Origin of the sequence: Kribbella solani, assembly GCF_014205295.1 — a bacterium.
Taxonomy (GTDB): Bacteria; Actinomycetota; Actinomycetes; order Propionibacteriales; family Kribbellaceae; genus Kribbella; species Kribbella solani.
On record NZ_JACHNF010000001.1, the window covers coordinates 5,942,181 to 5,968,575 of the forward strand.

The window sequence follows — 26,395 nt, forward strand, 5'->3', positions numbered from 1 at the left end:
TCAGTTACCCACATGCTGTGGATCTACCTGTGGATAACTCGTGGACAAGCTGGGGAATACTTCCGCTGAGCGGTGGATTGTCTGTGTGTGTAAGATAGATACAACAAAGATACGAGTCGTATGGGTGGGGAGTTCAGTGGTAGGCGGGGAGCCGGGCGGTCCGGCAGATGACGCGTTGGTGCTCGGCGAACAGACCGCGGAGATCGCCCGGGTGGTGGTCGAGGCAGCGCCTGAGGCCGAGAAGATTCCGGCAGCGGAGCGGGTCTACGCGTACGTGAAGGCAGCGATCCTGGACCGGGCGTACCCGGGCGGCGAGCTGCTCACCGAGGGTGAACTCGCGACGGCGGTCGGGGTTTCGCGGACGCCGGTCCGGGAGGCGCTGCTCCGGCTGGAGGAATCCGGTCTGGTCAAGCTGTACCCGAAGAAGGGTGCGCTCGTCCTGCCGGTGCTGCCGCAGGAGATCGACGACGTGCTGGAGGCTCGCGAGCTGATCGAGACGCATGCCGCCGCGCAGGTCTGGCCGCGCCGCAAGCAGCTGATTGAGACCCTGACCGCGCGCGTCGACGCGATGCGCGCGTGCCGCCGGGACGGCGACGCGAAGAGCTTCCTGGAGGCCGACCGGGCCTTCCACGAGGCGATCGTCGATGCCGCCGGCAACCAAATCCTGGCCAAGCTGTACAACAGCCTGCGGGACCGGCAGGTCCGGATGGGCGTGCCCGGGATCGAGGTGCAGCCGGCCCGGATGGACAAGTCCATCACCGCGCACCAGGAGATGATCGACGCGCTCGGTGGGAACAGCGTCAAGCGGTTCCGCGAGCTCGTCGTCATGCACATCGCCGAAGCCGCTACTGACCTGCGGGGGACCCGGTGACCGACTTCCCCCTGGGCGGTCGGCGTGCCTGGGTGGTCTGGACTACCGCTGTCCTGACGTACCTCGTCACTGTTCTGCACCGCGGATCGATGAGCGTGGCCGGCCTGCAGGCCGCGGAGCGTTTCCACATCTCCGCGTCCGCACTGGCCAGCTTCACGGTCGTACAGCTCACTGTGTACGCCGCCATGCAGGTGCCTGTTGGCGTACTACTCGATCGCTACGGTTCCAAGCGGCTGTTGCTCGCAGCGTCCGGTCTGCTCTTCGTAGCGCAGTCGGCGTTCAGCATGGTCGATTCGTACCCTGCAGCACTCGCCGCCCGGGCAGTACTAGGTGTTGGCGACGCGCTGGTGTTCATCAGCGTGCTACGAGTCGTCATGTCCTGGTTCCCCGCGCTACGACAGCCGGTGATGTCTCAGGCGACCGGCATGCTCGGTGGTCTCGGAGCGATCATGTCGACGGTACCGATGGCTGCTGCGTTCCACGCGTTCGGCTGGACGCCTACCTTCGCCACAGCGAGCGTACTGAGCCTGATGACCGGTGTACTCGTCCTGTTCCTGATCAAGGACACCCCGTACGACGAACCGGTCCGCCGGGCGAAGCAGCCGCTCAGTGAGGTACGGAAGAACCTGCGCCGTGCTTGGAAAGAGCCGGGCACCCGCCTGGGCCTGTGGACGCACTTCACCACCAGCTTCTCGGGTAGTACGTTCGGACTGCTGTGGGGCTTCCCGTTCCTCGTACAGGGACAGGGGGTCGCGCCAACGACCGCTGCGGCGATGCTGATCATCCCTGTCCTCGCTGGACTCTGCTACGGACCACTGGTCGGCCGGTACGCGGCCAGGTTCCCGTTCTACCGGTCCTGGATCGTACTGGCAGTCATCGCCGGCTCAGTGACGATGTGGACAGTCGTACTGCTCTGGCCAGGTCGTGCACCGATGCCAGTGCTACTGGTGCTGATCGTCGTACAGGCCGCTGGTGGACCTGGTTCGATGCTCGGACTGGACTATGCGCGGACGTTCAACCCCACCACTCGGTTCGGCGCCGCCAACGGCATGGTCAACACCGGTGGGTTCATCGCGACCCTGTTGTGCATCGGCATGGTCGGCGTACTGCTCGACGCGTCGTCCGGCGGCGCACCGCAGGCGATCGGCGACTTCAAGTTCGCGCTGGCGTTCCAGTACGTGCTCTGGGCGATCGGTACGCGCCAGATCATCAAGTACCGGCGAAAGGCCCGCGGCAACCTGGCGCGGTACAACCCGGAGGCGTACCAGGCACTACTCGCGAACCGGATCGTGCCGCTGGAGGCTTAGAGGGCGTCTGAGACAGCGCGCTGACATGGCCTGTCAGCCGAGTGCCAGGGCGGTGCCAGGGCGGGGCGGCACGGTAGTCCCAGTGCAGTAATCCACTGGGAGGAACCCGATGACCACAACGAACCAGGTCGCCATCGAGGCGGTCGGCTTGGTCAAGAAATATGGCAGTACCACCGCGCTTGCCGGCGTCGACCTGAGCGTGCCGACCGGTACGGTCCTCGGCGTCCTCGGGCCGAACGGCGCCGGCAAGACGACGGCGGTCCGGATTCTCGGCACGCTGGTCCGCCCGGACGCCGGTCACGCCACCGTTGGCGGGTACGACGTCGTCCGCGAGGCCGGCAAGGTCCGAAGCACGATCGGCCTGACCGGGCAGTACGCGTCGGTCGACGAGGACATGTCCGGGCGCCGGAACCTGATCATGATCGGCCGTCTGCTCGGCTACTCGCGGCCGCAGGCCCGGGCCAAGGCGGACGAGCTGCTGGAGCGGTTCGAGCTGACCGACGCGGGTGAGCGGATCGCCAAGACCTACTCAGGCGGTATGCGCCGCCGGCTCGACCTGGCCGCCAGCCTGGTCGGCAACCCGAGCATCCTGTACCTGGACGAGCCCACCACCGGCCTGGACCCGCACGCCCGCAACGGCGTCTGGGAGACGGTCCGGAACCTGGTGCTCGACGGGACCACGGTCCTGCTCACCACGCAGTACCTGGAGGAGGCCGATGCGCTGGCCGACTCGATCGTGGTGTTCGACAAGGGCTCGGTGGTCGCCTCCGGCCGTCCGGCCGAGCTGAAAGCACAGGCGGGCAAGCAGTCGCTGGACGTCCGCCCGGCCGAGCCGTCACACCTCGAACGGGTGGCCGCCATCGTGGCCGAGTCGGTCGGCGTACGCCCGACGGTCGACGTGGTGAACGCGTTGGTCAGCGTGCCGGTCACGGACGGTTCGTCGATGCCGGTGGTCGTACGCCGGCTGGACGAGGAAGGCATCGCGGTCACCGAACTGGCGCTGCGGCTGCCCAGCCTGGACGAGGTGTTCCTGGCGCTGACCGGGCACACCGCCGAGCAGAAGAAGTCCGAGAACGTTCTGGAAGGAGTGGGCCGATGAGTGCGGCAACAACTCTCGAAGTACCGGCCCACGCGGGTCACCGGAGCCGGCCGTTCGCCTGGGTGCAGCAGAGTCTGACGCTGGCCTGGCGGAACATCATCCGAATCCGGCAGAACCCGGAAGCCCTGGCGGACGTGACGTTCCAGCCGATCATCTTCCTGGTGCTGTTCCTGTTCGTGTTCGGCGGGGCGATCGCGCAGGGCGCCGGCTGGCGCGACTACCTGCCGTTCCTGCTGCCCGGTCTGCTGGTGCAGACGGTCGTGTTCTCCACGATGGGCACCGGAGTCGCGCTGAACGACGACTTCGCGAAGGGCGTGTTCGACCGCTTCCGTTCGCTGCCGATCGCGAGGATCGCGCCACTGGTCGGCGCGGTCCTCGGCGACGCGGTCCGGTACTCGCTGTCGATCGTGATCCTGATGGGCACCGGCTTCGCGCTGGGCTTCCGCTTCGGCAACGGTGTCGGGTACGGCTTGCTGGCGCTGGTGATCGTGCTGGCGTTCGCGCTGTCGATGTGCTGGATCTGGGTCTGGCTCGGCCTGTCCCTGAAGACCGCCCAAGGCGTCCAGGGCATCGCCTTCCTGGTGATGTTCCCACTCACCTTCGGCAGCAACGTCTTCGTGAAGACCGACACCCTCCCCGGCTTCCTCCAGGCCTTCGTCAAGGTCAACCCGGTCAAGTACCTGGTGGACACCATGCGCGGCCTGATGCTGGGCGGCCCGATCCAGAAGCCACTCCTGATCACCCTCGTCTGGATGATCGGCCTGGTAGCCGTCTTCGCCCCCCTCGCCATCCGCGCCTACCGCCGCCGAACCTGACCACCAGCTTGCCTGGTCAACTACAGGGTTGCCCCCTCGAGTTTCGAGGGGGCAACCCTGTAGTTGCGGGGTCACCCCCTGAGGTGGAGGGTTTGCAGTTGTTGCCGGGCTGAGGGGGCAGGCGTTCGGGTCAGGCGCTCGGGTCAGGCGTTGTTCAGGTCGGCGAAGGCGAGGGGCTGGCGGGTGCAGAGGTAGGTTGCCCAGTGCAACTTTGTGGGGTGACCGGCGGGGTCTCGGGTGATGCGGAGGAGTTCGCCGGTTTCGCGGCCGGAGACGGTGCGGTAGGTGTCTTCGGAGAGGCGTTCGAAGACGGCGGGGGACTGGTGTTCGGCCGCCGCGGGGGACTTGGCCTGGAGGACGCCGGAGCTGACCGTGAAGGTGAACGGGCTGCCTTCGGAGTACCAGGTGCCGAGGACGCCGGTGAGTTCGGCGGGGACCTCGGTGCCGGGGAGCCATGGGTCGGCGGGGAGTGGGTCGTCCTCGAGGACCTTGATCACCAGGTCGGTGGCCAGCGCGCTCGGTGCCGGGGAGGACGTGGAACCGAACAGCGCGATCCCGGCCGTACCGGACTCGCGGTGGACGAAGGTGGAGGTGATGTGGCCGGGCATGCCGCCGTCGTGGCCGACGAACAGCCGGTCGCCGCGGCGCAGCAGCATGAAACCGAGCCCGAAGGCCAGTTGCCAGCGGTCCGTGTCGGCCATGATCTGGACCTGGCACATCTCGTCCAGGGTGTCCTTCGACAGCACCTCGTCGACCGGGTTCGCGACGAACATCGCCCACTTGGCCAGGTCCTCGGCGGTCGAGGCGAGCCCGCCGCAGGCGTCCATCGCGCCGATGTCGAGCAGCGGCTCCCGGACCGGTACGTCGGTCCACGGCGGCACGTAGTACCCGGTCTGGTTCGGTCCGCCGTCCATTCCGACCGTGGTCCGGCGCATCTCGAGTGGGTCCAGGATGCGGGCCTTCACCGACTCGTACCAGGACCGGCCCTCGATCCGCGCGACGATCTCGCCGAGCAGGGCGAAGACCAGGTTGGAGTAGTGGAACCGGTGGTGTGGCTTGCCGATCCGCTCGGCGTCGTTCCAGCCGGCCACCAGGTCGTCGCGGGACGGGAACTTCATCAGGTCCCAGACGTCGCCGACCGGCTCACGCTGCATGCCGCTGGCGTGGCTGAGCATCTGGCGTACGGTGACGCCGGCGTGCTTGGTCTCCGGGATCAGCTGGTCGACGGTGTCGTCCAGGCTGAGTTTGCCCTCGTCGCGCAGCGCCATGATCGTGACCGCGGTCAGCGTCTTGCTCTGCGACGCGATCAGGAACTGCGAGTCGGCGGTCGGCGGCGTACCGGGACTGTCCAGGTCGGCGGAACCGGCCCCGGCCGACCAGGCCAGCTTCCCGGCCCGGGCGACGGCCCCGACCACGCCAGGTACCCGGCCCTTGGATTGACGTTCGGCGACGAGACGCGTCAGCCCGTTCTGAGTCTGCTCGGCAATTTCGGTCACGGCCTCTGACCTTAAGACAACTTGATGACAATAGGCAGGGGGCGGTTGGGCGAGGTGGTGAGTGACAAAAGGCAGGGGCGGTTGGGTGGGTGGATGTGCGAGGCTGGTGGGGTGCGCATAGCGGTGCTTGGGCCTCTCGCGATGTGGGCGGCCGACGGGAGTCCGCTCGACATCCGTGGTGTCCGGCTGCGTGGACTGCTGGCGCGGCTCGCGTTGAGTGCCGGGAAGCCGGTCTCCGTCGAGACGCTGGTCGACGGGTTGTGGGGCAGTGAGGCACCGAGTGCGAACGCTCTGCAGTCGCTGGTGTCGCGGTTGCGGGCGAGTCTGCCGGCGACCGAGTCGAGCATCTCGGTCCAGTCCGGCCCGGCCGGGTACACGCTGACCATCGGCCCGGACTGCGTCGACGCCCTCCAGTTCGAGGAGCTGGTACGCCGTGGCCGCGCGCTGCTGACCGCTGACCCGCAGCAGGCACACGCCCTGCTCGCCCAGGCCGACAAGCTGTGGCGTGGTGAAGCGCTGACCGACCTGCGGGACCTCCCGTTCGCCGCTGTCGAAGCCGACCGCCTGGCCGAGCTGCGCCTGGCCGCCGCGGAGGACCTGGCAGAGGCCGCGGTGAGCTGCGGTCACGCCCGCGACCTGATCACTGACCTGGAGCAGCTCGCAGTCACCCATCCGCTCCGCGAGCGCGTCCACGAGCTACTCATCCGCGCCTTGTACGCCGACGGACGCCAAGCCGAGGCACTAGCAGCGTACGAACGGGTGAGAACCACACTTGCCGAAGAGCTCGGTGCCGACCCGGGCAGCCGCCTCCGCGAGCTACACGTGTCAGTGCTGCGCGGCGATGCGGTGGACCCAGCGGCCAAGAGCTCCGTCGTAGCGGCACCTGCTCCGTCGAAACCGCGCAGCAACCTGCGCGCGCCGTTGACCAGCTTCGTCGGCCGTCAGGAGGACGTAGCCGAGCTGACCCGGCTACTGAGCAACGGCACCCGCCTGGTGACCATGGTCGGTCCGGGCGGCGCCGGCAAGACCAGGCTGGCCAACGAGACCAGCAGGAGCCTGGTTGACCAGAGCGGTGACGGCATCTGGTTCGTGGAGCTCGCACCGCTCGGCGATGCGGCCGATGTAGCTCCGGCGGTCCTGTCAGCACTCGGTGCGAGTGAGTACGTCGACATGCCCGCCGCGTCGTTCACCACAAAGCACATCCCGACCATCCGGGCCGCGACACAGCGACTTGTCGAGGTCATCGGTGACCGGCGCATCCTCCTCGTACTGGACAACTGCGAGCACCTCGTACTGGAGGTAGCCGGCCTGGTTGACTCGCTGCTGGCCTCCTGTCCGCGGCTGCGTGTACTGACCACGAGCCGTGAACCGCTGAGTATCCCGGGTGAGCACCTGCATCCGGTCGGGTCGCTCGGACTACCGCCGGAGGATGTGGTCAACAGCACGGACTCCTACCCGGCGATGCAGTTGTTCGTCGACCGGGCCCGCGCCGTACGCCCCGACTTCGAGTTGATTGATGCGAACCGGGATGCGGTCGCGGAGATCTGCCGACGGCTGGACGGCATGCCACTGGCGATCGAGCTGGCCGCAGCGCGGCTGCGAGCGCTCACGCCGCCACAGATCGTGGACCGGCTGACCGACCGGTTCCGGCTGCTGACCAGTGGTTCGCGGACCGCTCTGCCGAGGCACCAGACGCTACGTGCGGTCGTGGAGTGGAGCTGGGAGCTGCTCGATCCGGACGAGCAGGCGGTGGCCAGGCGGCTCTCGCTGTTCTCCGGTGGCGCGACGCTGGATGCGGCCGAGCAGATCTGCAGTGACGAGAGCATCCCACCGGAGTCGGTGCTCGGCGTGCTGGCGTCCCTTGTGGACAAGTCACTCGTCGAAGCGGCGGCGGACGAGCGGTCCGTGCGCTACCGGATGCTGGAGACGGTCCGCGCGTACGGGGCCGAGCAGCTGAAGGCATCGGGTGAGTACGACCGCTTCCGCCGCGCCCACACCGCGTACTTCAGCCGCCTGCTCCGCAAGGCCCGGCCGAAGATGCGGACCGCCGAGCAGGTGCAGTGGATCGCCCGGCTCACTGCCGACAACGAGAACCTGCTCGACGCCCTCCGGAACGCGATCGACACCGGCTCGGCCCGGGTCTCCGTGCAGATGGTCGCGGTGCTGGGTGAGTACTGGACGATGAGTGGCCGCCCGGCCGAGGCGGTGAACTGGATGCAGGCCGCGCTCGCCGTACCGGGCCGGAGCGTGCCGCTGGACCGGGCCGAGGCGCTGTACGTGCTCGCGATGGGCCGGATGTCCAGCGAAGAGGACCCGGTCAGGGCGTTCCAGCAGGTGATCCGTGGGCTGGCCACGGTGCGCTGGCTGACCCGGCGGCACACGCAGCTGGTCGAGGCCGGGATCGGCCTGTTCACGAACGCGATCTGGGCGGCGATCCGGAGGGACAAGGCGACCTGCTTCGAGCAACTGGAGATCGCCGGGCGGCACCGGGACCCGTGGATTCGGAACATGGGCATCATGGCCGGCGCGATGTTCCGCGAGAACGACGGCGACACCGGCGAGATGGTGGCCAACCTGACCATCGCGCTGGACGGCTTCCGCCGGCTCGGCGACCGGTTCGGTACGTCGATGGCGCTCCGCGGTCTGGCCGGCTATCACTCCGGTCAGGGCGAGCACGCCAAGGCGCTGGAGTTGCTGACCGAGGCGCTCCGGCTGATCGAGGAGCTCGGTACGACCGACGGCGTCGCGCAGTTGCTCGGCGGCATCGCGATGAACAGGATCGAGCTCGGCGAGTACGACGATGCCCGCGCCGAGCTGGAGCGGGCCATGCGGCTGTCCGAGGAGACCGGGTCGCGCGGCGGTCAGGCGATGGCGAACATGGGCCTGGCCAAGCTGGCGCACCGGACCGGTCATTTCGACGAAGCGAAACAGCTCGCCGAGCGCGGGTACGCGATGCTCGACCTGAACGCGGAGCGGATGGCACCGCACGGGCAGTCGTCGCTGCTCGGCCACCTCAGCCGGATGTACGCCGCCGCCGGCGACGTCGAGGACGCGAAGCGGTGCGGCCGGCAGGCGATCGAGCTGGCGCTCACCACCGAGGACATGCCGGTCGTGGCCGGGGTGCTCGAGACCACGGTGGACGCGATGCTGCTGACCGAGGACGCCGAGCAGACCGCGCGTACGCTCGGGCTGGCGGCCGCGATCAAGGGCAACCGCGCGATCCCGGACGCCGACCTGCGGCGCGTCGTCCAGCAGCTCCGCGATGCCCTGGGCAACGAAGCGTACGAGGTGGCGTACGAGGCCGGTGCCGTACTGACCAGGGAGGAAGCGATCGCCGAGCTGCGAAAGCGCTACAGCCCGGCGGACGAACCGGCTATGCCGTGAGCAACTGGACGGCCAGCTCACGCAGTGACTTCTGTACTTTCTGCTCCGGCGGCCGCGGCTCGGCCAGCATCCAGTCGTAGACGACGGTGTTCACCGCGCCGAGGAACGCCAGCGCCAGAAAGCGAAAGTCCTTCCGCTTGATCTCGCCGCGTTCGACCGCGGTGTCGCCGACGTCCCGCAGGTTGCCGATCAGCAACTCCCGGAACGCGATCCGCTGTTCCTCGACCGCCGGGCTGGTGCCGACCACCTCTACGAACGAGATCCGGGCCCGGCGCAGGTCGGCCATGATGGTCCGCAGGTACGAGTCGACGGCCGCGGCGATCCGCTCCCCGACCGGCCGGTCGGCGGTCCGGCGGAGCGCGTCGCCGGTGTTCCGGACCGCCAGCTCGATCACCTGCGCGTGTACCGCGAGCAGCACGGCTTCCTTGTTCTGGAACTCGTGGTAGAAGTGCCGGGTGGACACTTTCGCCTGTGTGCACAGGCGTTCCACGGATGTCGCCGGATATCCATCGGTCCCGAAGAGTTCGAGCGCGGCGGCCAGCAGCCGTTCCCGGCGCGCGGCCTTCCACTCCTCGACTGACCGCCCGGAATAACGGCGTACGGAGGGTTCCCTCATCACACCTCTTGTCGCTACCCCGTGCCAGATGCCGGACATCCTATCCACCCCTCGGTGCGGGTGGTACCTCAGTCCGGCCGGGGCGCGGCCGTCAGTCCGGTTTGGTGTACCCGGTGCTGCCGTCCAGCAGTTCGCGGATGATGTCCAGGTGGCCGACGTGCCGCGCGGTCTCCTCGATCATGTGGCACAGCACATACCGCAGCGATGCCGCCTTCTCGGCCGGCTGGCCCAGCTCGACGTGTTCCAGCGGCAGGTCCGCGATCGTCGCGTTGGACTGCCGGCACTCCGCGTCGTACTCGTCCAGCAGCTGGTCCAGCGGCACGTCGTCGACGAACATCTCGGCGTCGACATGCCCGCCTTCGACCCACGGCGTCTGGCCGGTGTCGGGCACACCCGCCACACCCTGCTGGAACCACGAGTACTCGACCCAGCGCAGGTGGGCGACCAGCCCGGCCGGGGTCATCAGTGGTGAGGTCGGGACCACCTTGCGGTGGGCATCTTCCGCGCTCAGTCCCAGACACTTCATCCGGACGAACGAGCGTTGCAGGTCGAGCCATCCGATCAACTGATCGCGCTCACCGGCCGTCAGAGCCGGACGTTGTACTTCGGTCATTGCACCTCTTCGCAGTGGGGGAACAGCACCGTACCGACCACCGTACGCACCCAACCAGCCAATTTCGGGCGGTGAACGCGTCACACCTACAACGGGTGCTGACGGCTAGCGGTTGTCCTTGATGCGCTTGGCTTTGCCGAGCGAGCGTTCGAGGGCGTGCGGCGTCACGATTTCCACGGAGATCGTGACGCCGACGCGTTCCTTGACGCGGTGGATCAGCTGAGCGGCGGCGGTCCGGGGATCGGTGAGGCCGGGGGTGGCTTCTACCTGGACGGTCAGTTCGTCCAGGCGGTTCGGGCGGGTGAGGATGCAGAGGTAGTGCGGGGTGAGACCCTCGATCAGGAGGATCTGTTCTTCTATTTGGGTGGGGAAGACGTTGACGCCGCGGACGATCATCATGTCGTCGGTGCGGCCGGTGATCTTTTGCATGCGGCGGTGGCCGGGCCGGGCGGTGCCGGGGAGGAGGCGGGTCAGGTCGCGGGTGCGGTAGCGGAGGACCGGGAAGGCCTCTTTGGTCAGCGTGGTGAAGACGAGCTCACCCTCGGCACCGTCGGGCAGTACCTCACCCGTGACGGGATCGATGATCTCCGGGTAGAAGTGGTCCTCCCAGATGTGCAGGCCGTCCTTGGTTTCGACGCACTCCTGCGCCACTCCCGGACCCATCACCTCGGACAGGCCGTAGATGTCGACCGCGTGGATTCCGCTCCGCTCCTCGACCTCCGTCCGCAGCTGCTCGGTCCACGGTTCCGCGCCGAAGATCCCGATCCGCAGCGCGGTGTCCCGAGGGTCCAGGCCGCGGCGTTCCATCTCGTCCACGATCGCGAGGAAGTACGACGGGGTGACCATGATGATCCGCGCGCCGAAGTCCCGGATCAGGTCCACCTGGCGCTCGGTCATCCCGCCGGACACCGGTACGACCGTGCAACCGAGCCGCTCCGCGCCGTAATGCGCGCCCAGCCCACCGGTGAACAGACCGTAGCCGTAGGCAACATGGCAGACGTCACCGGCGCGTCCACCGGCGGCCCGGATCGACCGTGCCATCAGGTCGGCCCAGTTGTCCAGATCGCGTTGCGTGTACCCGACAACGGTCGGCCGCCCGGTCGTCCCGGACGATGCATGCACCCGCGCCACCTCGGTCCGCGGTACGGCGAACATCCCGAACGGATAGTTGTCCCGCAGCTCCTTCTTCGTGGTGAACGGCAGTCGCCGAAGGTCGGACAGCTCGCGTAGCTCGTCCGGGGCGAACCCGATCGCGTCGAGGGCGGCCCGGTAGTGCGGTACGTTCGCGTACGCCCGGCGTACGGTTGCCTGCAGCAACGACAGCTGACGGGACCGGAGTTCGTCGACGGACAGCCGTTCGCCGGCGTCTTGCAACTCCGTCGGGCAAGCCTCACCGAGCATGGAATCTCCTCGTACCAAGAGGGCGTCTAAGGACGGGCGAACAGCGTCGCGATGCCCTGGCCGACGCCGATGCACATGGTGGCCAGCGCGTACTGGGCGTCGCGGTGCCGCAGCTCCAGCGCGGCGGTGAGCGCGAGCCGCGCGCCGGACATCCCGAGTGGATGACCGAGGGCGATCGCGCCGCCGTTCGGGTTCACGTGTTCGGCCTCGTCGGGCAGGCCGAGTTCGCGCAGTACGGCCAGCGACTGCGCCGCGAACGCCTCGTTCAGCTCGATCACGTCGACCTCGGAGAGGGCGACACCGGTCCGGCCGAGCAGCTTGCGCGTTGCCGGCGCCGGTCCGATTCCCATGATCCGGGGCGGCACGCCGGCGGCCGCCGTGCCGACGATGCGGGCCAGCGGCGTCGCGCCGTACCGCTCGACGGCTTCGCCGCTCATCACCAGCACCGCGGCCGCGCCGTCGTTCACGCCGGACGCGTTCCCGGCCGTCACGGTACCGGGTGAGCGGAACGGGGTCTTCAGCCCGGCAAGGGCTTCGAGCGACGTCTCACGTGGATGTTCGTCCACATCCACAACGGTCACCGCGCCACGCTTCCCGGGTACGTCGACCGCGACGATCTCTTCGGCGAGCCGCCCGTTCGCCTGCGCCTTCGCCGCCCGCTGCTGCGATCGCAACGCGAACAGGTCCTGATCCGCGCGCGAGATGCCGAAGTCGGCGGCGACGTTCTCGGCCGTCTCGGGCATCGAGTCGATCCCGTACTGTGCCTTCAGCGCCGGGTTGACGAATCGCCACCCGATCGTGGTGTCGAAGACCTCCGCCTGCCGCGAGTACGCGGTAGTTGCCTTCGGCATCACAAAAGGTGCCCGCGACATCGATTCGACGCCACCGGCCAGCACGATGTCGTTGTCCCCGGCAATGATCGATCGGGCCGCGGCCGCGACCGCGTCCAGACCGGAGCCACACAGCCGGTTGATGGTCGTACCGGGAACCGAGTCCGGCAACCCGGAGAGCAGTACGGCCATCCGCGCGACGTTCCGGTTGTCCTCACCGGCTTGGTTGGCGCAACCAAGGATCACGTCGTCGATCCGGTCGGGGTCGAACGCGGTCCGGTTCAGCAACGACGAGATCGCGTGCGCCGCGAGGTCGTCGGGGCGGACGGCCGCCAGCGCGCCGCCGTACCGCCCGATCGGCGTCCGGACTCCGTCGACCAGGAATGCCTCGCGCCTCATGTCTCCTCCGGAAGGATGGTGCCTGACAACTGCCTGCTGCGGCCGCGGAACTCGGCGATCACCTCGTCGCCACGCGTCACCGTGACGTCGTAGATCGCGTTCCGGCCGAAGGTGGTGCGTTCGGACGCGGTGGCCACCAGGACGTCACCGCGGTGCGCGGGCGCGACGAAGACGATGTCGCAGGCCTGCGCCACCGTCACCTGGTTGCGCGAGTTGCAGGCGAACGCGAACGCCGAGTCGGCCAGACTGAACACGAATCCACCATGCGCGATTCCGTGCCCGTTGACCATGTCGTCGCGCACGGTCAGTTCCAGCCGCGCGGTGCCGACGCCGACGTCGAGCAGCCGCATCCCGAGGCCGGCGCTTGCGGTGTCCTCCGCCCACATCGCCGCGGCAACCCGGGCCGCCAGCTCATGTGACACTCTGGTCCCAGCCACGTCAACGACTGTAACATCGCAGGCATGACGACCGACCTGCTCTCCTCCCACCGGGATCGCCTGGACGGCGCGCTGACGGCGATCCGCAACCGCGGGTACCACTCCGCGTTCCCCGAGTCGCCGAGCCCGCGGGTGTACGGCGAGAACGCCGCGGCGGACGGGAAGTCCGCGTTCGAAGCACATCTCGGCACCGAGTACGCCCTGGACATCCCCGGTGCGCGTGGCACGGTCGTCTCCGAGCAGTCGCCGTACGGGATCGAAATGGACGTCGCGTACCCGCGCGTGGTCGAGGACGGTCTGGACGAGCTGCTCGCCGCGGCGCGGCACGGTCTGGTGGATTGGCGTCGAGCCGGCATCGACGGCCGCGCCGGGGTCGTACTCGAGATCCTGGATCGGCTGCACAAGCGGGTGTTCGAGCTGGCCAACGCGGTCCAGCACACCAGTGGGCAGGCGTTCGTGATGGCCTTCCAGGCCGGTGGCGCGCACGCGCTGGATCGCGCCCTCGAAGCAGTCGCGTACGCGTACGAGGAAATGCACCGCTATCCGGCGACCGCGGCGTGGGAGAAGCCGGCCAAGGGCGATCCGATCCGGATGGAGAAGACGTTCACCGTCGCCGGTCGTGGGGTCGCGCTGGTGATCGGCTGCAACACCTTCCCGACCTGGAACTCCTGGCCCGGCCTGTTCGCGTCCCTGGTCACCGGCAACGCGGTAGTGGTGAAGCCGCACCCGCTCGCGGTCCTGCCGCTGGCGATCACTGTCGACGTCTGCCGCGAGGTGCTCGCCGAGGCCGGCCTGGACCCGAACCTGGTCACCCTGGCCGCCGAACGCGCCGGCGACGGTCTGGCGAAGCCGCTCGCGACCCGGCCCGAGGTGAAGCTGATCGACTTCACCGGCGGCAGCGAGTTCGGCGAGTGGCTGGAGCAGAACGCGACGCAGGCCACCGTCTTCACCGAGAAGGCCGGCGTGAACGCGGTCATCGTCGACTCGACCGACTCGTTCAAGGCGCTCTGCGGGAACCTCGCCTTCACGCTCTCGCTGTACTCGGGCCAGATGTGCACCACCACCCAGAACCTGTTCGTCCCGGCCGGCGGCATCGAGACCGACGACGGACACAAGACGTTCGAGGAGGTCGGGGCCGGCCTCGCGACCGCGATCGGCAAGCTGCTCGGCGACGACGCCCGCGCGGTCGAGATCCTCGGCGGCATCGTCAACCAGGCCGTGATCAGCCGCCTGGAGCTGGCCCCGGAGTACGGCGACGTAGTGCTCGAGTCACGGGCGATCCAGCACCCGGCGTACCCGGAAGCGCTGGTCCGGACGCCGCTCCTGGTCGCGCTCGACGCCGACGACGCGTCGGTGTACGGGCGGGAGTGCTTCGGTCCGGTGTCCTTCCTGGTCAGGACCGCGGACACCGCCCAGTCGATCGACCTGTTCCGGAAGACCGTGACCGATGACGGCGCGATGACGGCCGGGATCTACTCGACCGACGAGAAGGTGCTCGAACAGACCCGCGAGGCCGCGCTCGACGCCGGGGTGGCGCTGTCGGAGAACCTCACCGGCCAGGTCTTCGTGAACCAGTCCGCCGCGTTCAGCGACTTCCACGGCACCGGCGCGAACCCGGCCGCGAACGCGACGTACACCGACGGCGCGTACGTCGCGAGCCGGTTCCGGGTACTGCAATCTCGCCGTCACGTTGAGTGACGTATGCGCCGAGCCTTCATGCACTAAAAGTGAGTTTGACGTAAAAAAGTAACTTAGCGCCACATCTTGCGTTCCTGGATTTGAGCTCCGATACTCTCGGTTAGTTGAGTGTCTGATTAGCTGAGCACGGGGGACTGGGGTGGAACTGGGGACGGGCAGTCATGCCCAAGTAGTGGCGCTGGTGCCTGCCCACAACGAGGAAGCGGCGCTGCCGGCCGCACTGGACTCGTTGTGGCAGCAGACCAGGCGGCCAGATCGAGTCATCGTGATCGCTGACAACTGCACCGACCGGACGGTCGACGTGGCGCGCGCCGCCGGCGCGGAGGTCTTCGAGACGGTTGCCAATACACACAAGAAGGCCGGCGGCCTCAACCAGGCGCTCGCCGTACTGCTGGAGCTGCTGGCGCCGCACGACCGTGTCCTGGTGATGGACGCGGACGGCGCCCTCGCACCGGGCTTCGTCGAAACCGCGCTGCGCGAGCTGGCCGACGAGACGGTCGGTGCGGTCGGCGGCATCTTCTGGGGCGAGCCGGGTCATGGCCTGGTGGGTGAGCTGCAGCGCAACGAGTACGCCCGGTACGCGCGGGACATCGATCGCAAACACGGCCGCGCGATGGTACTGACCGGGACGGCGACCTTGCACCGCGTCGACGTCCTGACCGCCGTCGCGGCGGCGCGCGGGCGTACGCTCCCGGGCCCGGCCGGCTGGGTGTACGACACCACCGCGCTGACCGAGGACAACGAGATCACCTTGGCGATCAAGTCCCTCGGCTACCGCTGCGTGTCGCCGGCCGACTGCTGGGTGGTCACCGAGGTGATGCCGACCTGGCGCGACCTGTGGCGGCAACGCCTGCGCTGGCAGCGCGGAGCGATCGAGAACCTGCGCGCGTACGGCCTCAACCGGGTCACGCTCCCGTACGCCGTCCAGCAGCTCGGGATGGGGATCGGCGTGATCGCCATGTGGTGCTTCGTGCTGCTCACCGTGCTCACCGCCGGCGCCGGGTACACCTTCAGGCCGCTGTGGCTCGTGGTCGGCCTGATCTTCGTTGCCGAACGCATCGTGACGGTCCGCCGCCGCGGTACCCGAGCCGTCGTCCTGGCCGCCGTGATGGTGGTCGAGTGGGCGTACGACCTGTTCCTGCAGGGAGTGCTGCTGCGCTCCGTCTGGGACTCGATCCGGCGGGCCGAGGCCCGCTGGCACCACGTTTCCGCCCCGGTCTCCTGACCGGGTTCCGGTAGCCAAACCAGTTAGCAAAGGATCAGCCATGTACGGACAGACCAGCATGACCATGCCCGGAGCCACCCTCGCCGCCACCGGCGCGGCAACCAACACCCTGGCCTTGATGGTCGCGGGTTTCGCCTTGCTGTTCGCCGGACTCGCGGTACTGAAGTTGCTGCCGAAGCGCCGTTGAGCGGACCCTGATGCGGAAGCCATTTTGTGAGGCATCCGCCATCCGCCAACCGTGCAGGAGACAGCCGTGAGCCAGAATCTGACCGAAGTACTCGCCTACTACGACAGCTGGCTGGCGTTCAACCAGCGGTTCCAGCGGGTGCCGGGCGTGCAGGTCGCGGTGTACGCCGATGACGCGATCGCGTTCTCCGCGGCGTACGGCGCGGCCGACGTCGAGCAGGACGTACCGCTCACCGACCAGCACCTGTTCCGGATCGCGTCGCACTCGAAGACGTTCACCGGCACCGCGGTCTTCCAGCTCGTCGAGCAGGGCCGGCTGCGGCTGGACGACAAGGTGTCGCAGCACGTCACCGAGATCGTCGGTACGCCGATCGGCGAGCGTTCCGTACGCGAACTGCTCGCCCATGCCGGCGGCATCACCCGGGACGGGCTGGCCGCGGACTGGTGGCAGTTGACGACCAGCTTCCCGGATCGCGCGGAGCTGCTCGACGTACTCCGGAACGCGTCGTCGGCGGTGATCGACGAGAACGAGCGCTTCAAGTACTCGAACATCGGGTACGGCCTGCTCGGGCTGGTGATCGAGGCGGCGAGCGGTACGCCGTACAACACGTACGTCCAGACCGCGATCGTGGACAAGCTCGGGCTGACCGGGCTCGGTCCGGAGCTCGATCCGGCGCGCGCGGCCGAGTACGCCGCCGGGTACAGCGCGCTCGCGTACGCCGACACGCGCGTACCGATCGACCATGTCGACACCCGGGCACTGGCCTCCGCGACCGGCTTCTTCGGCAACGCGCGGGACCTGGTGACGTACTTCTCCGCGCATCTGCCCGGCGACGACCGGCTGCTGACGGACAAGTCGAAGCGCGAGATGCAGCATCCGCTGTGGACAACCGGGACCGACGAGAAGGGCCGGTACGGTCTGGGGCTGGCGATGACGAAGGTCGGTGAACGGGAGGTGTTCGGGCACGGCGGCGGGTACCCGGGCCACATCACCCGCACCCTCGTCGACCCTGAGCAGCGGCTTGTCGTTTCGGTGCTGACGAACGCGATCGACGGCCCGGCGTCGCAGCTGGCCGAAGGCTTCTTCCGGTTGCTCGACCTGGCCGAGTCGAAGGAGCGCGCTGACGGGACCGACCTGGCCAGGTTCACCGGCCGCTACGCGAACCTGTGGGGCGTCAACGACATCGTCCTGGTCGGCGGCCGGCTGTACGTGATCGCTCCTGCCGACGGGAACCCGGCCGACGAGCCCGAGCGGCTGGAGGCGGACGGCGACACCCTGCGCGTCGTCAGCAGCAACGGCTACAGCTCCTACGGCGAGTCCTACCGCTTCACCTTCGCCACCGACAGCACCGTCCAATCCGTCCACGGCTCCAGCGGCCTCTCCCTCCACCCACTCGCCACCTTCGCCTTGCCCGACCGGGTGACGGTGCGCTAACGACAGGAGGTAGTGCTCGTTCCGGCCGCTCGGGGTGAGCTGTTGAGCCTCGCCGAGGGTCGTGGGGGACGAGGACCTCCTGTCGTTAGCTACCGTGCCAGCATGACCATCCACGGTGATCACCCCTTTTTGCCGCCGGAGAACGAGCGGAGTCCGGTGCGGCGGTTCCGGGGGCGGCTGCCGTCGCCGGTCGGGCTGTGGACAACCGCGCACGAGGGTGAGCGGGCCGGGTTGACGGTGTCGTCGATGCTGGTCGCGGACGGTGAGCCGGGGTACGTGCTCGGGCTGATCGACCCGGACTCGGACCTGTGGGAAACGTTGCGGAAGGCAAGGACCGCGGTGGTCGCGCTGCTCGGCGAGCCGCACCGGCAGCTGGCCGACGCCTTCGGGTACGTCGCGCCGGCGCCGGGCGGCCCGTTCCGGCTGATCGACTGGACCGATACGGACTGGGGCCCGGCGCCGGCCGGCGCGATCACCTGGGCCGGCTGCACGCTGGTGGACCCGGACCCGCCCGAGGTCGGCTGGGCGGTGCAGGTCCAGCTGGAGATCGTCCACGTCGAGCTGGCCGCGGACGACGTACCCGCGCTGGTGCACCGGCGGGGACGCTACGTGACGATCTGAGCGCACGGTAGTTGCTTCGGCCTCCGATCGAACACCGGATGTGCGCGCTCTCACAGCGTCACCGTGCGTGTGGTCACGGCTGCGCAACGCGCCTGCCCGGAACGTTGACACCCGGCAGTGACCGTCACAGAGTGGGGGCGGTCAAGGGGGCATCGTTGTCACAGGCGGCTCCATCGCAACTGATCGGAGAGTGAAACATGCGTGGTGGTCTGAGCAAGACCCTGGCGCTGGTGGGTGCGGCGGGTCTTCTCGCGGTGAGCGCCTGCGGGAACAGCGACAACAGCAGCGGTGGCGACTCGTCGGCGAGCAAGGACGTCACCGTCTTCACCTGGTGGGCCGACGGCGGTGAGAAGGCCGGTCTGGACGGCCTGGTGTCGGTGTTCGGCACCGAGTGCAAGGACTACAAGTTCGTGAACTCCGCGGTCGCCGGCGGTGCCGGGTCGAACGCCAAGCAGGTACTGGCCAACGACCTGCAGGCCGGCAAGCCGCCGTCGACGTTCCAGGCGCACGCCGGGGCCGAGCTGAAGGACTACATCAACGCCGGTCAGGTCGACGACGTCAGCCAGCTGTACAAGGACTACGGGCTGGACAAGGCGTTCCCGCAGAACCTGATCGACAACCTGACCGTGGACGGCAAGATCTACTCGATCCCCGCCAACGTGCACCGTGCCAACGTTGTCTGGGCGAACCCGACAGTGCTGAAGAAGGCAAGCCTCGACGCCACCAAGGCGCCGGCCTCCGTGGACGCCTGGATCGCGGACCTGACCAAGCTGAAAGCCGCCGGGGTGGCTGCCCCGCTGGCGATCTCGAAGGGCTTCGCCCAGGAGATGCTGGTCGAGGCGGTACTGCTCGCCGAGCTCGGTCCGGACAAGTTCAAGGGCCTGTGGGACGGCAAGACCGACTGGGCCGGTGGCGACGTGACCGCGGCGCTGAACAAGTACAAGACGCTGCTCACCTTCACCAACACCGACCGTGAGGCGATCGACTGGCCGGACGCGCTCGGCTACGTGAACACGGGCAAGGCCGGCTACACGCTGATGGGTGACTGGGTCGCGGCGCAGCAACTCGCGGACAAGGTCCCGGACACCGCGTACACGTACTGGCCGGCGCCGGGCACCTCCGAGGCGTTCCAGTTCCTGTCCGACTCGTTCACGCTGCCGACCAACGGCGCGGACCCGGACGGCGCGAAGTGCTGGCTGAAGACCGTCGGCTCGGCCGAGGGCCAGAAGGCGTTCAACACCAAGAAGGGTTCGATCCCGGCCCGTTCGGACGCCAACCCGGCCGACTACCCGAAGTACCAGCAGAGCGCGATGGCCGACTGGAAGAAGGACAAGATCGTCCCGTCCTGCGCCCACGGTGCCGCCTGCACGCTGGGTCAGAACAACGACATCCTGTCCGCGATGAGCCAGTTCAGCGGTAGCCCGGACGTGGCCAAGCTGCAGACCGCGCTCGGCGCCGCGATGAAGACGAGCTGATGCGGACCGGCTTCGGCTCGAGATCGCGGACCGGCCGCGGCACGGAGGGCTGACCGTGCACGGAAGAATTCGCACCTGGGGACCCGGCGCCCTGGTGCTGCTGCCGACCGTGCTGCTGCTCGGGTACTTCGTGTACGGGCTGATCGCGTGGTCCTTCAACACCTCGCTGACCAACCGGCACACCGCCCGGAAGGGCCCGGCGGACTACGTCGGGTTCGAGAACTACGGGCACCTGTTCGGCGAGGACCGGTTCCTCAACTCGCTGAAGAACCTCGGCGTGCTCACGGTGGCGTTCATCGTGGGCACGCTGATCTTCGGCCTGCTCTGGGCGCTGCTGCTGGAGAAGGGCGTACCCGGCGAGTCGATCTTCCGGTCGATCTATCTGTTCCCGATGGCGATCTCGATGATCGCCTCGGGCGTGGTCTGGGGCTGGCTGCTGAACCCGTCCCAGGGCGCCGACGCGCGCGGCCTGAACCGGCTGTTCGAGATCCTGCATCTGAACTTCCTGGAGAATCCCTGGTGGACCGCGGGAAGTAGATGGACGACGATGGCGTCGATCGCGTTACCGGCGATCTGGCAGTTGTCCGGGTACATCATGGCGCTGTTCCTGGCCGGGTTCCGGGGCATTCCGCCGGAGCTGCGCGAGGCGGCCCGGGTGGACGGCGCGTCCGAGTTCAAGCTGTACCGGCACGTACTGTTCCCGCAGTTGTCGCCGATCGCCTTGTCCGCGCTGATCATCCTCGGTCACATGTCGCTGAAGCTGTTCGACCTGATCTACGCGATCACCGGGCCGAACCAGTTCCGTACCGAGGTGCCGGCGATCTACATGTGGAACACCTTGCTGCGCAGCGATCAGGCGAAGGCGGCCGCGATCGCGATCGTGCTGCTCGCGGTCGTCGCGGTCCTCGTCATTCCGTACATCGCGTACACCGTCCGGCAGGAGAGTGAGGAATGAGCGTCGACGTTGCGGCGGCGACCGGCGAGGCCGCGACCGCCGTTCGGCGGAAGCCCCAGAAGCGTGGGGTGATCGCGGACGGCTCCACCCGGCGCAGCCGGACGGTCCGGTACGTCCTGTTGCTGCTGTTCTTGTTGTTCGTGCTGATCCCGGTGTACGTCGTGGTGATCACCAGCTTCAAGAACTCCGCCGACACCACCGCCGCCCGGCAGTGGTCGTTGCCGCAGACCTGGACGGTCGAGCCCTGGCGTAAGGCCTGGGACGTACTGCAGCCGTACATGATCCGCTCGCTGTCGCTGGCGATCCCGGCCGCGATCATCTCCTCGATGATCGGCTCGGTGAACGGGTTCGTGCTGGCCCGGTGGCGGTTCCCGGGCGCGAACATCGTGTTCGCGTTCATCCTGTTCGGGATGTTCATCCCGTACCAGGCGGTGATGCTGCCGCTGCGGACGACTTTCACCGAGCTGGACGTCACCCGGGGCGTACCGACGCTGATCCTGGCGCACTGTATCTACGGCATCCCGATCTGCACGCTGATCTTCCGTAACTACTACGCGACCATCGTGCCGAACGAGATCATCGAGTCGGCCCGCGTGGACGGTGCGGGACTGGTGCAGACGTACGCCCGGATCATCCTGCCGATCTCGATGTCAGGGTTCGTGGTGACACTGATCTGGCAGTTCACCTCGGTGTGGAACGACTTCCTGTTCGCGCTGTTCCTCACCCAGCAGGACAACGGCCCGGTGACGCTCGGCCTGGCGGCGCTGGCCGGCGGTCAGAAGGTCGACTACGCGGCGAGTATGGCCGGGGCGCTGATCACGTCGTTCCCGACCCTGCTCGTCTACATCCTCCTCGGCCGCTGGTTCATCGGCGGCCTGATGGCCGGCGCCCTCAAGGGCTGACCCCCAACCCCACTTTGAGAAGCCACCGCGCGTTTCTCGAGCCAGGAGATGCGCGGTGGCTTCTCAAAGTTGGGGAAGGGGCGGAGCGGGGGTTATCCACAGGACGCGCGCGGGGGACTGCGGGGGAGTGTGGGCGGACGGTAATCTCACGGAGGTGACCAAGTCTCCTGGTGGACGGGACGGACGACGGAGCCATTTGCGGCTCGTCGGGTCCGAACCGGACGCCCCGCACGCACCGACGGCGGGTGTCGAGGTCGACACCACGCCGAGCGTCGCCGTCCTGGAGACCCTGCTCGAAACGCTCTCGCTCGACCTGGCGGCGGTGCCGGTGGCGCTGCATCCGGTGATTGCCGAGGCGTCGGTGGCGCGATCGGCCGCGATGCTGGCCGATCAGCTCTGGCCGGCCGGTCGGCCGGACGAGATCGGCGAGGTGGAGCGGTTCTTCTGGGCCGACGCCGCGCGGGTGCTCGGCGAGCGGCGCGACCCGGAGTCCTTCGTACTGCTGACCAGCTTGGCGCGGACCGTCGGTCCGGCCGGGCGGCTGCCGCTGCAACGGGCGCATGTCTCCCGGTTGCGTACGCAGGAATCCGTGCCCGAGTGGGTGACCAGGATCGCCGGCTTCCGGCTGACCAGCGCGATCGTGTCCGAGGACATCACCGGTGACGGGCTGAGCGTCGTGCTGGACTACGACGACGAGCAGCACCCGCACACCGTGGTCGTGTTCATCGACAACAACCTCGGCGCGATCGTGAAGGACGTCTTCGTCGGCCCGCCGGTGGACCGGGTCCTGGAGGCGTACCAGCGCGGCGGCCGGGTGACGATCCGGACCGTCCGGCCGGCGACCGCGGCCGGGATCATCCTGCAGGCGCTGGGCGAGACCCGCGACTACGACGATCCGCCGGTCAGCGAGGACTTCGAGTTCTTCACCGGCCTGTTGGTGAATCGGCTGACCCAGTTGCCGGAGCGCCCGGTTCGGCCACCGATCCGGCCGTTGCTGTCACCGCGTCAGCGGGAGCAACTGGTCGAGGAGTTCCTCGAATCGCGGTACGCGGTGGCGCTGCCCGATGACGCCGCCGACATCGTCCGGCTCTGGATCGATCACGCGGTCGACCACACCGTCGGCGGCCCGCTCCGGGTCAGCGCGGTCCTGGTCGAGTTGTTCCTGGCGTACTGGTTGCCGCGCAAGGTCCTTGCCGACAGCACCTACTTCGGGGCGGTCCCGGTGGTGGTGAAGGCCTGGCTGGAGTTCGCCGGCGAGCGTACCCAGCTGCCGCTCGACGCGGTCGACGAAGCAGTCGACGCGGTCGACGTCTGGCAACCCGCGCTGGAAGCGGCCGCGATGATCGACCCGGTCGGGTCGAAGCCCGGTGAGCGGGTCTTCCTCGATGACGCCAGCAACGATCTGGAAGACGCTTACCGAGCCCTGGCGGGGCTGGGTTCACCGCCGCAGCCCGATCTCGACGGCCTGGACAACCACCAGGCGGCCACGCTGTCGGTGCTGGCTCCGCATGCTTGGCTGATGGCCGGTGAGACGCTCGGCAGCACGTACGCGCCGGACGCGTTCGACATTGCCGAACGGCTGGTCCGCGACGCGCCGGATCTGCTGGCCAAGGCCCGGCTGTCGACCTGGCCACGCGCCATCGTCTGGTTGCTCGCTCACCGGCACTGCCTGGTCGGCCCGGGCGAGCCCCTGACGCCGTACGCGCTGGCCACCGACCTGTCCTCCTCGCCCGCGACGCTGCGCAAAACCGCGAAACTCCTCACCGACACCCTGATCCTGCCGCGCTGATCCCTGCCTTGATTCCGCGCTGTGGTCCCGGAGCCGGGGCCGCTTGTGGCTCGGCGGACAATGGGTGGCATGCATGTGCGTGCGCCGGAGTTGCGGGGTCGTGGCTGGTTGAACACCGGGGGGCGGGAGCTTTCGCTCGCCGACTTCCGCGGGCGGTTCCTGTTGCTGGACTTCTGGACGTTCTGCTGTATCAACTGCCTGCACGTGCTGGACGAGCTGCGGCCGTTGGAGGAGAAGTACGGCGATGCGCTGGTGATCGTCGGCGTCCATTCGCCGAAGTTCGCGCATGAGGGCGAGGAGGCGGCGGTCCGGGCCGCCGTCGAGCGGTACGAGGTGGCGCATCCGGTGCTGGACGATCCGGAGCTGATCACCTGGCAGAACTACACCGCCCGCGCCTGGCCGACGCTCGTACTGGTGGATCCGAACGGGTACATCGTCGCGCGGTACTCCGGCGAAGGTCACGAGCACGCGCTGGATGCGTTGCTCGGCGAGCTGATCGATCAGCACGAGCAGGCCGGCACGTTGACGCGGGGCCGGTCGCCGTACGTGGCGCCGGAGCCGGAGCCGACCGACCTGCGTTACCCGGCGAAGGTCGTTGCATCGGACAACGAGTTCCTGGTCGCGGACGCCGGTAATCACAGCATCGTCGAGCTGGCCGCGGACGCGACGACCGTGGTCCGGCGGTTCGGCACCGGCGAGCGTGGTTTCGCCGACGGCGCGCCCGGCACGGCGTCCTTCTCCGAGCCGAACGGCTTGGTCGTGCTGCCCGCCGACCTCGCGACCAAGGTCGGGTACGACGTCGTAATCGCCGACACCGTCAACCATGCGCTCCGCGGACTCCGGCTGTCCGACGGCCAGGTCAGCACCCTGGTCGGTACGGGCAAGCAGTGGATGGACGGCGACGGCACCGACGTACTCAGTTCACCGTGGGATGTCGCGTGGTGGAACGGCAAGGTGTGGATCGCGATGGCCGGCGTACACCAGCTGTGGACGTACGAGCCGCTGACCGGTGTGACCGAGATTGCCGCGGGGACGACCAACGAAGGGCTGAAGGACGGTCCGCTCGGCGAGGCGTGGTTCGCGCAGACCAGCGGACTGGCGGCCGACGGCGACCGGCTTTGGCTGGCGGACTCGGAGATCTCCGCGCTGCGCTGGACAGACTCCGAAGTCCACACCGCCGTTGGTACCGGGCTGTTCGATTTCGGTCTGCGAGACGGGAAAGCGAGTGAGGCGCTGCTCCAGCACCCGCTCGGCGTGACGGTACTGCCCGACGGTTCGATCGCGGTCGCCGACACGTACAACGGTGCCGTCCGCCGGTACGACCCGCGAACCGAGCTGATCGAGACGATGGCGACCGGCCTGGCCGAACCGAGCGGTGCGGTTGTCGTAGGCAACGAGCTGTTGGTGGTGGAATCGGCGGCGCATCGGCTCACCCGCGTACCGCTCGGCGCGTCCGCGACGGCCGACGAGTTCAGTACGCGTACCCAGCGGCCGCCGATGGAGCTGGCCGCCGGTGAAGTCACGTTGGAGGTGGTCTTCACGCCGCCGCCCGGGCAGAAGCTCGACGACCGCTACGGCCCGTCCACCCGGCTGCTCGTCTCCGCCACCCCCGACAGCCTGCTCAGCGAAGGCGCGGGCGATTCGACGGACCTGGTACGCCGGTTGGTGATCGATCCGCACGCTGGCTCGGGCGTACTCCATGTGGCCGTGCAAGCGGCGTCGTGTGATTCCGGTGCAGCCGAGTTCCCCGCGTGTCACATGCACCGGCAGGACTGGGGCGTACCGGTCCAGATCACAGCCGACGGTCCTGCCAGAGTCGAACTCGTCCTTTCGGGTGCCAAGTAGTAGGCGTTTGGCTCCCGGGTACAGAGAGGTAGCGTTGTAAGCGACTCACAGGGAGGCTTTGATGAGCATCGGTGTGGGGATTTTTCTGATGGTTGTCGGGGCGGTCCTGGCGTTCGCGGTGCGGGACAGCTGGAGAACCACCGCGACTTCCGGGAGTAGTCAATTGGTACGCAGCTCGATGTCGCCCGACGTCGTGGTGGCCGAGATGCTGTGGCTGCCGTTGGGCGTGCTGCCGAGCTGGTTCTCGACATCGCCGTGCCGGGTGTCAGTGCTGACCTTGTAGTCGCTGCTCGGCACGGTGATCCCGATGTCGCTGCTGGTTCCCCGCACCTGTACGTCGTTGGCTTCGGTGAGCTGTAGCTCGATGTCGCCGGACGTGGTCTCGACGTCGACCGCGCCGCCCTTCAGCTCCCGGCCGCTGATCTCACCGGAGCTCGCCTTCACGGCGAACTTGCCGGCCACGTTCGTGGCGGAGACATCGCCGGACGTGACGTCCAGGTTCACGTCGCCCTGGACATCGCGCAGCTCGACATTGCCGGACCGGGATTTCGCGTCGACCCCGCCGACCCCGATCAGCTTCAGGTCGCCGCTGCCGTTCTGACCGACCACCTTGGTTCCGCGCGGGACCGTCAGCTCGAAGTCCGCGCTGCACTGCCAGCCGCAGTCGCCCTTCAGAACAAGTACGCCGTCCTGCACCGAGTACGCGTCGCCGTGCTTCCGGAACCAGTACGTGCGCTTCTCGTGCACGGTGGTCTTGTCGTCGTCGGACACCTTGATGCTGACATCGGAGTGGCCGCCGGTCAGCCGTACGGACGTGATCTTGTCGTTCACCGTCTTCGTGTCGCTGGAATCCCTGTCCCCGAACTGCCAGAACCCCAGCCCGGCCGCTACCACCAGCAGAACCACACCGAGCTGCTTGTTCTCCGCCATCATCCGCCTCTTCTCGAGCCCACCCACGCTGTCGCATCGACAGTAGGTGGCAGCAGCCCTCGCCAG

General features: G+C 68.1%; 22 protein-coding genes. 15 read left to right on the top strand and 7 right to left on the bottom strand.

The genetic code is table 11. From position 1 onward, the window contains the following. The first annotated feature begins 124 nt into the window (after nt 1-124). From HDA44_RS27385 to HDA44_RS27400, 4 genes are all read left to right on the top strand, one after another. A complete protein-coding gene (locus tag HDA44_RS27385) occupies nt 125-871 on the top strand; it encodes a GntR family transcriptional regulator (RefSeq protein ID WP_319038703.1) in 747 nt (248 codons plus the stop codon). Next, nucleotides 868-2,178, top strand: a complete 1,311-nt coding sequence (locus tag HDA44_RS27390) for an MFS transporter (RefSeq protein WP_184839210.1) — start codon at nt 868-870, stop codon at nt 2,176-2,178. Before HDA44_RS27385 ends, HDA44_RS27390 begins: the two co-directional genes overlap by 4 nt. A gap of 109 nt (nt 2,179-2,287) precedes the next feature. After that, nucleotides 2,288-3,277, top strand: a complete 990-nt coding sequence (locus HDA44_RS27395) for an ATP-binding cassette domain-containing protein (protein WP_184839212.1) — start codon at nt 2,288-2,290, stop codon at nt 3,275-3,277. Continuing rightward, the gene (locus HDA44_RS27400) at nt 3,274-4,092 is read left to right on the top strand and encodes an ABC transporter permease (protein ID WP_184839214.1); all 819 of its coding nucleotides are present in this window, start codon (nt 3,274-3,276) and stop codon (nt 4,090-4,092) included. Before HDA44_RS27395 ends, HDA44_RS27400 begins: the two co-directional genes overlap by 4 nt. Nucleotides 4,093-4,235: 143 nt before the next feature. On the opposite strand, the gene HDA44_RS27405 is transcribed toward HDA44_RS27400, so the two are convergent. Further along, nucleotides 4,236-5,588, bottom strand: a complete 1,353-nt coding sequence (locus tag HDA44_RS27405; protein ID WP_184839216.1) for a serine hydrolase — start codon at nt 5,586-5,588, stop codon at nt 4,236-4,238. A 123-nt stretch (nt 5,589-5,711) separates the two neighbouring features. Between HDA44_RS27405 and HDA44_RS27410 the strand changes: the two genes are divergently transcribed. Then, complete coding sequence (locus HDA44_RS27410; protein WP_184839218.1) at nt 5,712-8,972, top strand: BTAD domain-containing putative transcriptional regulator; 3,261 nt, start codon at nt 5,712-5,714, stop codon at nt 8,970-8,972. Here the strand turns inward: HDA44_RS27410 and HDA44_RS27415 are convergent. The 5 genes from HDA44_RS27415 to paaI form a co-directional block, all read right to left on the bottom strand. Continuing rightward, complete coding sequence (locus HDA44_RS27415; RefSeq protein WP_184839220.1) at nt 8,962-9,588, bottom strand: TetR/AcrR family transcriptional regulator; 627 nt, start codon at nt 9,586-9,588, stop codon at nt 8,962-8,964. The two genes, HDA44_RS27410 and HDA44_RS27415, sit on opposite strands and share 11 nt — an antisense overlap. 91 nt (nt 9,589-9,679) lie before the next feature. Then, a complete protein-coding gene (locus tag HDA44_RS27420; RefSeq protein WP_184839222.1) occupies nt 9,680-10,201 on the bottom strand; it encodes a DinB family protein in 522 nt (173 codons plus the stop codon). A gap of 105 nt (nt 10,202-10,306) precedes the next feature. Beyond that, the gene (gene paaK / locus HDA44_RS27425; protein ID WP_184839224.1) at nt 10,307-11,602 is read right to left on the bottom strand and encodes a phenylacetate--CoA ligase PaaK; all 1,296 of its coding nucleotides are present in this window, start codon (nt 11,600-11,602) and stop codon (nt 10,307-10,309) included. A gap of 26 nt (nt 11,603-11,628) precedes the next feature. Further along, complete coding sequence (pcaF, locus tag HDA44_RS27430; RefSeq protein ID WP_184839226.1) at nt 11,629-12,831, bottom strand: 3-oxoadipyl-CoA thiolase; 1,203 nt, start codon at nt 12,829-12,831, stop codon at nt 11,629-11,631. Beyond that, a complete protein-coding gene (gene paaI / locus HDA44_RS27435) occupies nt 12,828-13,268 on the bottom strand; it encodes a hydroxyphenylacetyl-CoA thioesterase PaaI (protein WP_319041621.1) in 441 nt (146 codons plus the stop codon). The genes pcaF and paaI overlap by 4 nt, the downstream gene beginning before the upstream one ends. 24 nt (nt 13,269-13,292) lie before the next feature. On the opposite strand from paaI, the gene paaN reads away from it, so the two are divergent. From paaN to HDA44_RS27485, 10 genes are all read left to right on the top strand, one after another. Next, nucleotides 13,293-14,966 carry a phenylacetic acid degradation protein PaaN gene (paaN, locus tag HDA44_RS27440; protein ID WP_184839228.1) on the top strand — a complete coding sequence of 558 codons (1,674 nt, stop codon included), beginning with the start codon at nt 13,293-13,295 and terminating at the stop codon, nt 14,964-14,966. Between the two features lie 139 nt (nt 14,967-15,105). Continuing rightward, the gene (locus HDA44_RS27445) at nt 15,106-16,191 is read left to right on the top strand and encodes a glycosyltransferase (protein WP_184839230.1); all 1,086 of its coding nucleotides are present in this window, start codon (nt 15,106-15,108) and stop codon (nt 16,189-16,191) included. A gap of 40 nt (nt 16,192-16,231) precedes the next feature. Beyond that, on the top strand, nt 16,232-16,378 hold the full coding sequence (locus HDA44_RS27450; protein ID WP_184839232.1) for an LPXTG cell wall anchor domain-containing protein: 147 nt from the start codon (nt 16,232-16,234) through the stop codon (nt 16,376-16,378). Between the two features lie 66 nt (nt 16,379-16,444). Then, nucleotides 16,445-17,812, top strand: a complete 1,368-nt coding sequence (locus HDA44_RS27455) for a serine hydrolase domain-containing protein (RefSeq protein ID WP_337906481.1) — start codon at nt 16,445-16,447, stop codon at nt 17,810-17,812. Between the two features lie 102 nt (nt 17,813-17,914). Next, nucleotides 17,915-18,433, top strand: coding sequence for a flavin reductase family protein (locus HDA44_RS27460; protein ID WP_184839235.1), 519 nt, complete (start codon nt 17,915-17,917; stop codon nt 18,431-18,433). Between the two features lie 197 nt (nt 18,434-18,630). After that, on the top strand, nt 18,631-19,908 hold the full coding sequence (locus tag HDA44_RS27465) for an ABC transporter substrate-binding protein (protein WP_184839237.1): 1,278 nt from the start codon (nt 18,631-18,633) through the stop codon (nt 19,906-19,908). Nucleotides 19,909-19,963: 55 nt separating this feature from the next. Then, on the top strand, nt 19,964-20,863 hold the full coding sequence (locus HDA44_RS27470; RefSeq protein WP_184839239.1) for a carbohydrate ABC transporter permease: 900 nt from the start codon (nt 19,964-19,966) through the stop codon (nt 20,861-20,863). Continuing rightward, nucleotides 20,860-21,765, top strand: a complete 906-nt coding sequence (locus HDA44_RS27475) for a carbohydrate ABC transporter permease (protein WP_184839241.1) — start codon at nt 20,860-20,862, stop codon at nt 21,763-21,765. The genes HDA44_RS27470 and HDA44_RS27475 overlap by 4 nt, the downstream gene beginning before the upstream one ends. Nucleotides 21,766-21,919: 154 nt before the next feature. Further along, a complete protein-coding gene (locus HDA44_RS27480) occupies nt 21,920-23,554 on the top strand; it encodes a hypothetical protein (protein WP_319038689.1) in 1,635 nt (544 codons plus the stop codon). Nucleotides 23,555-23,623: 69 nt separating this feature from the next. Then, on the top strand, nt 23,624-25,399 hold the full coding sequence (locus tag HDA44_RS27485) for an NHL domain-containing thioredoxin family protein (RefSeq protein ID WP_184839243.1): 1,776 nt from the start codon (nt 23,624-23,626) through the stop codon (nt 25,397-25,399). Between the two features lie 159 nt (nt 25,400-25,558). On the opposite strand, the gene HDA44_RS27490 is transcribed toward HDA44_RS27485, so the two are convergent. Next, nucleotides 25,559-26,329 (bottom strand): DUF4097 family beta strand repeat-containing protein, encoded by a 771-nt coding sequence (locus tag HDA44_RS27490; protein WP_184844374.1) that lies wholly within the window; start codon nt 26,327-26,329, stop codon nt 25,559-25,561. Nucleotides 26,330-26,395 lie beyond the last annotated feature (66 nt).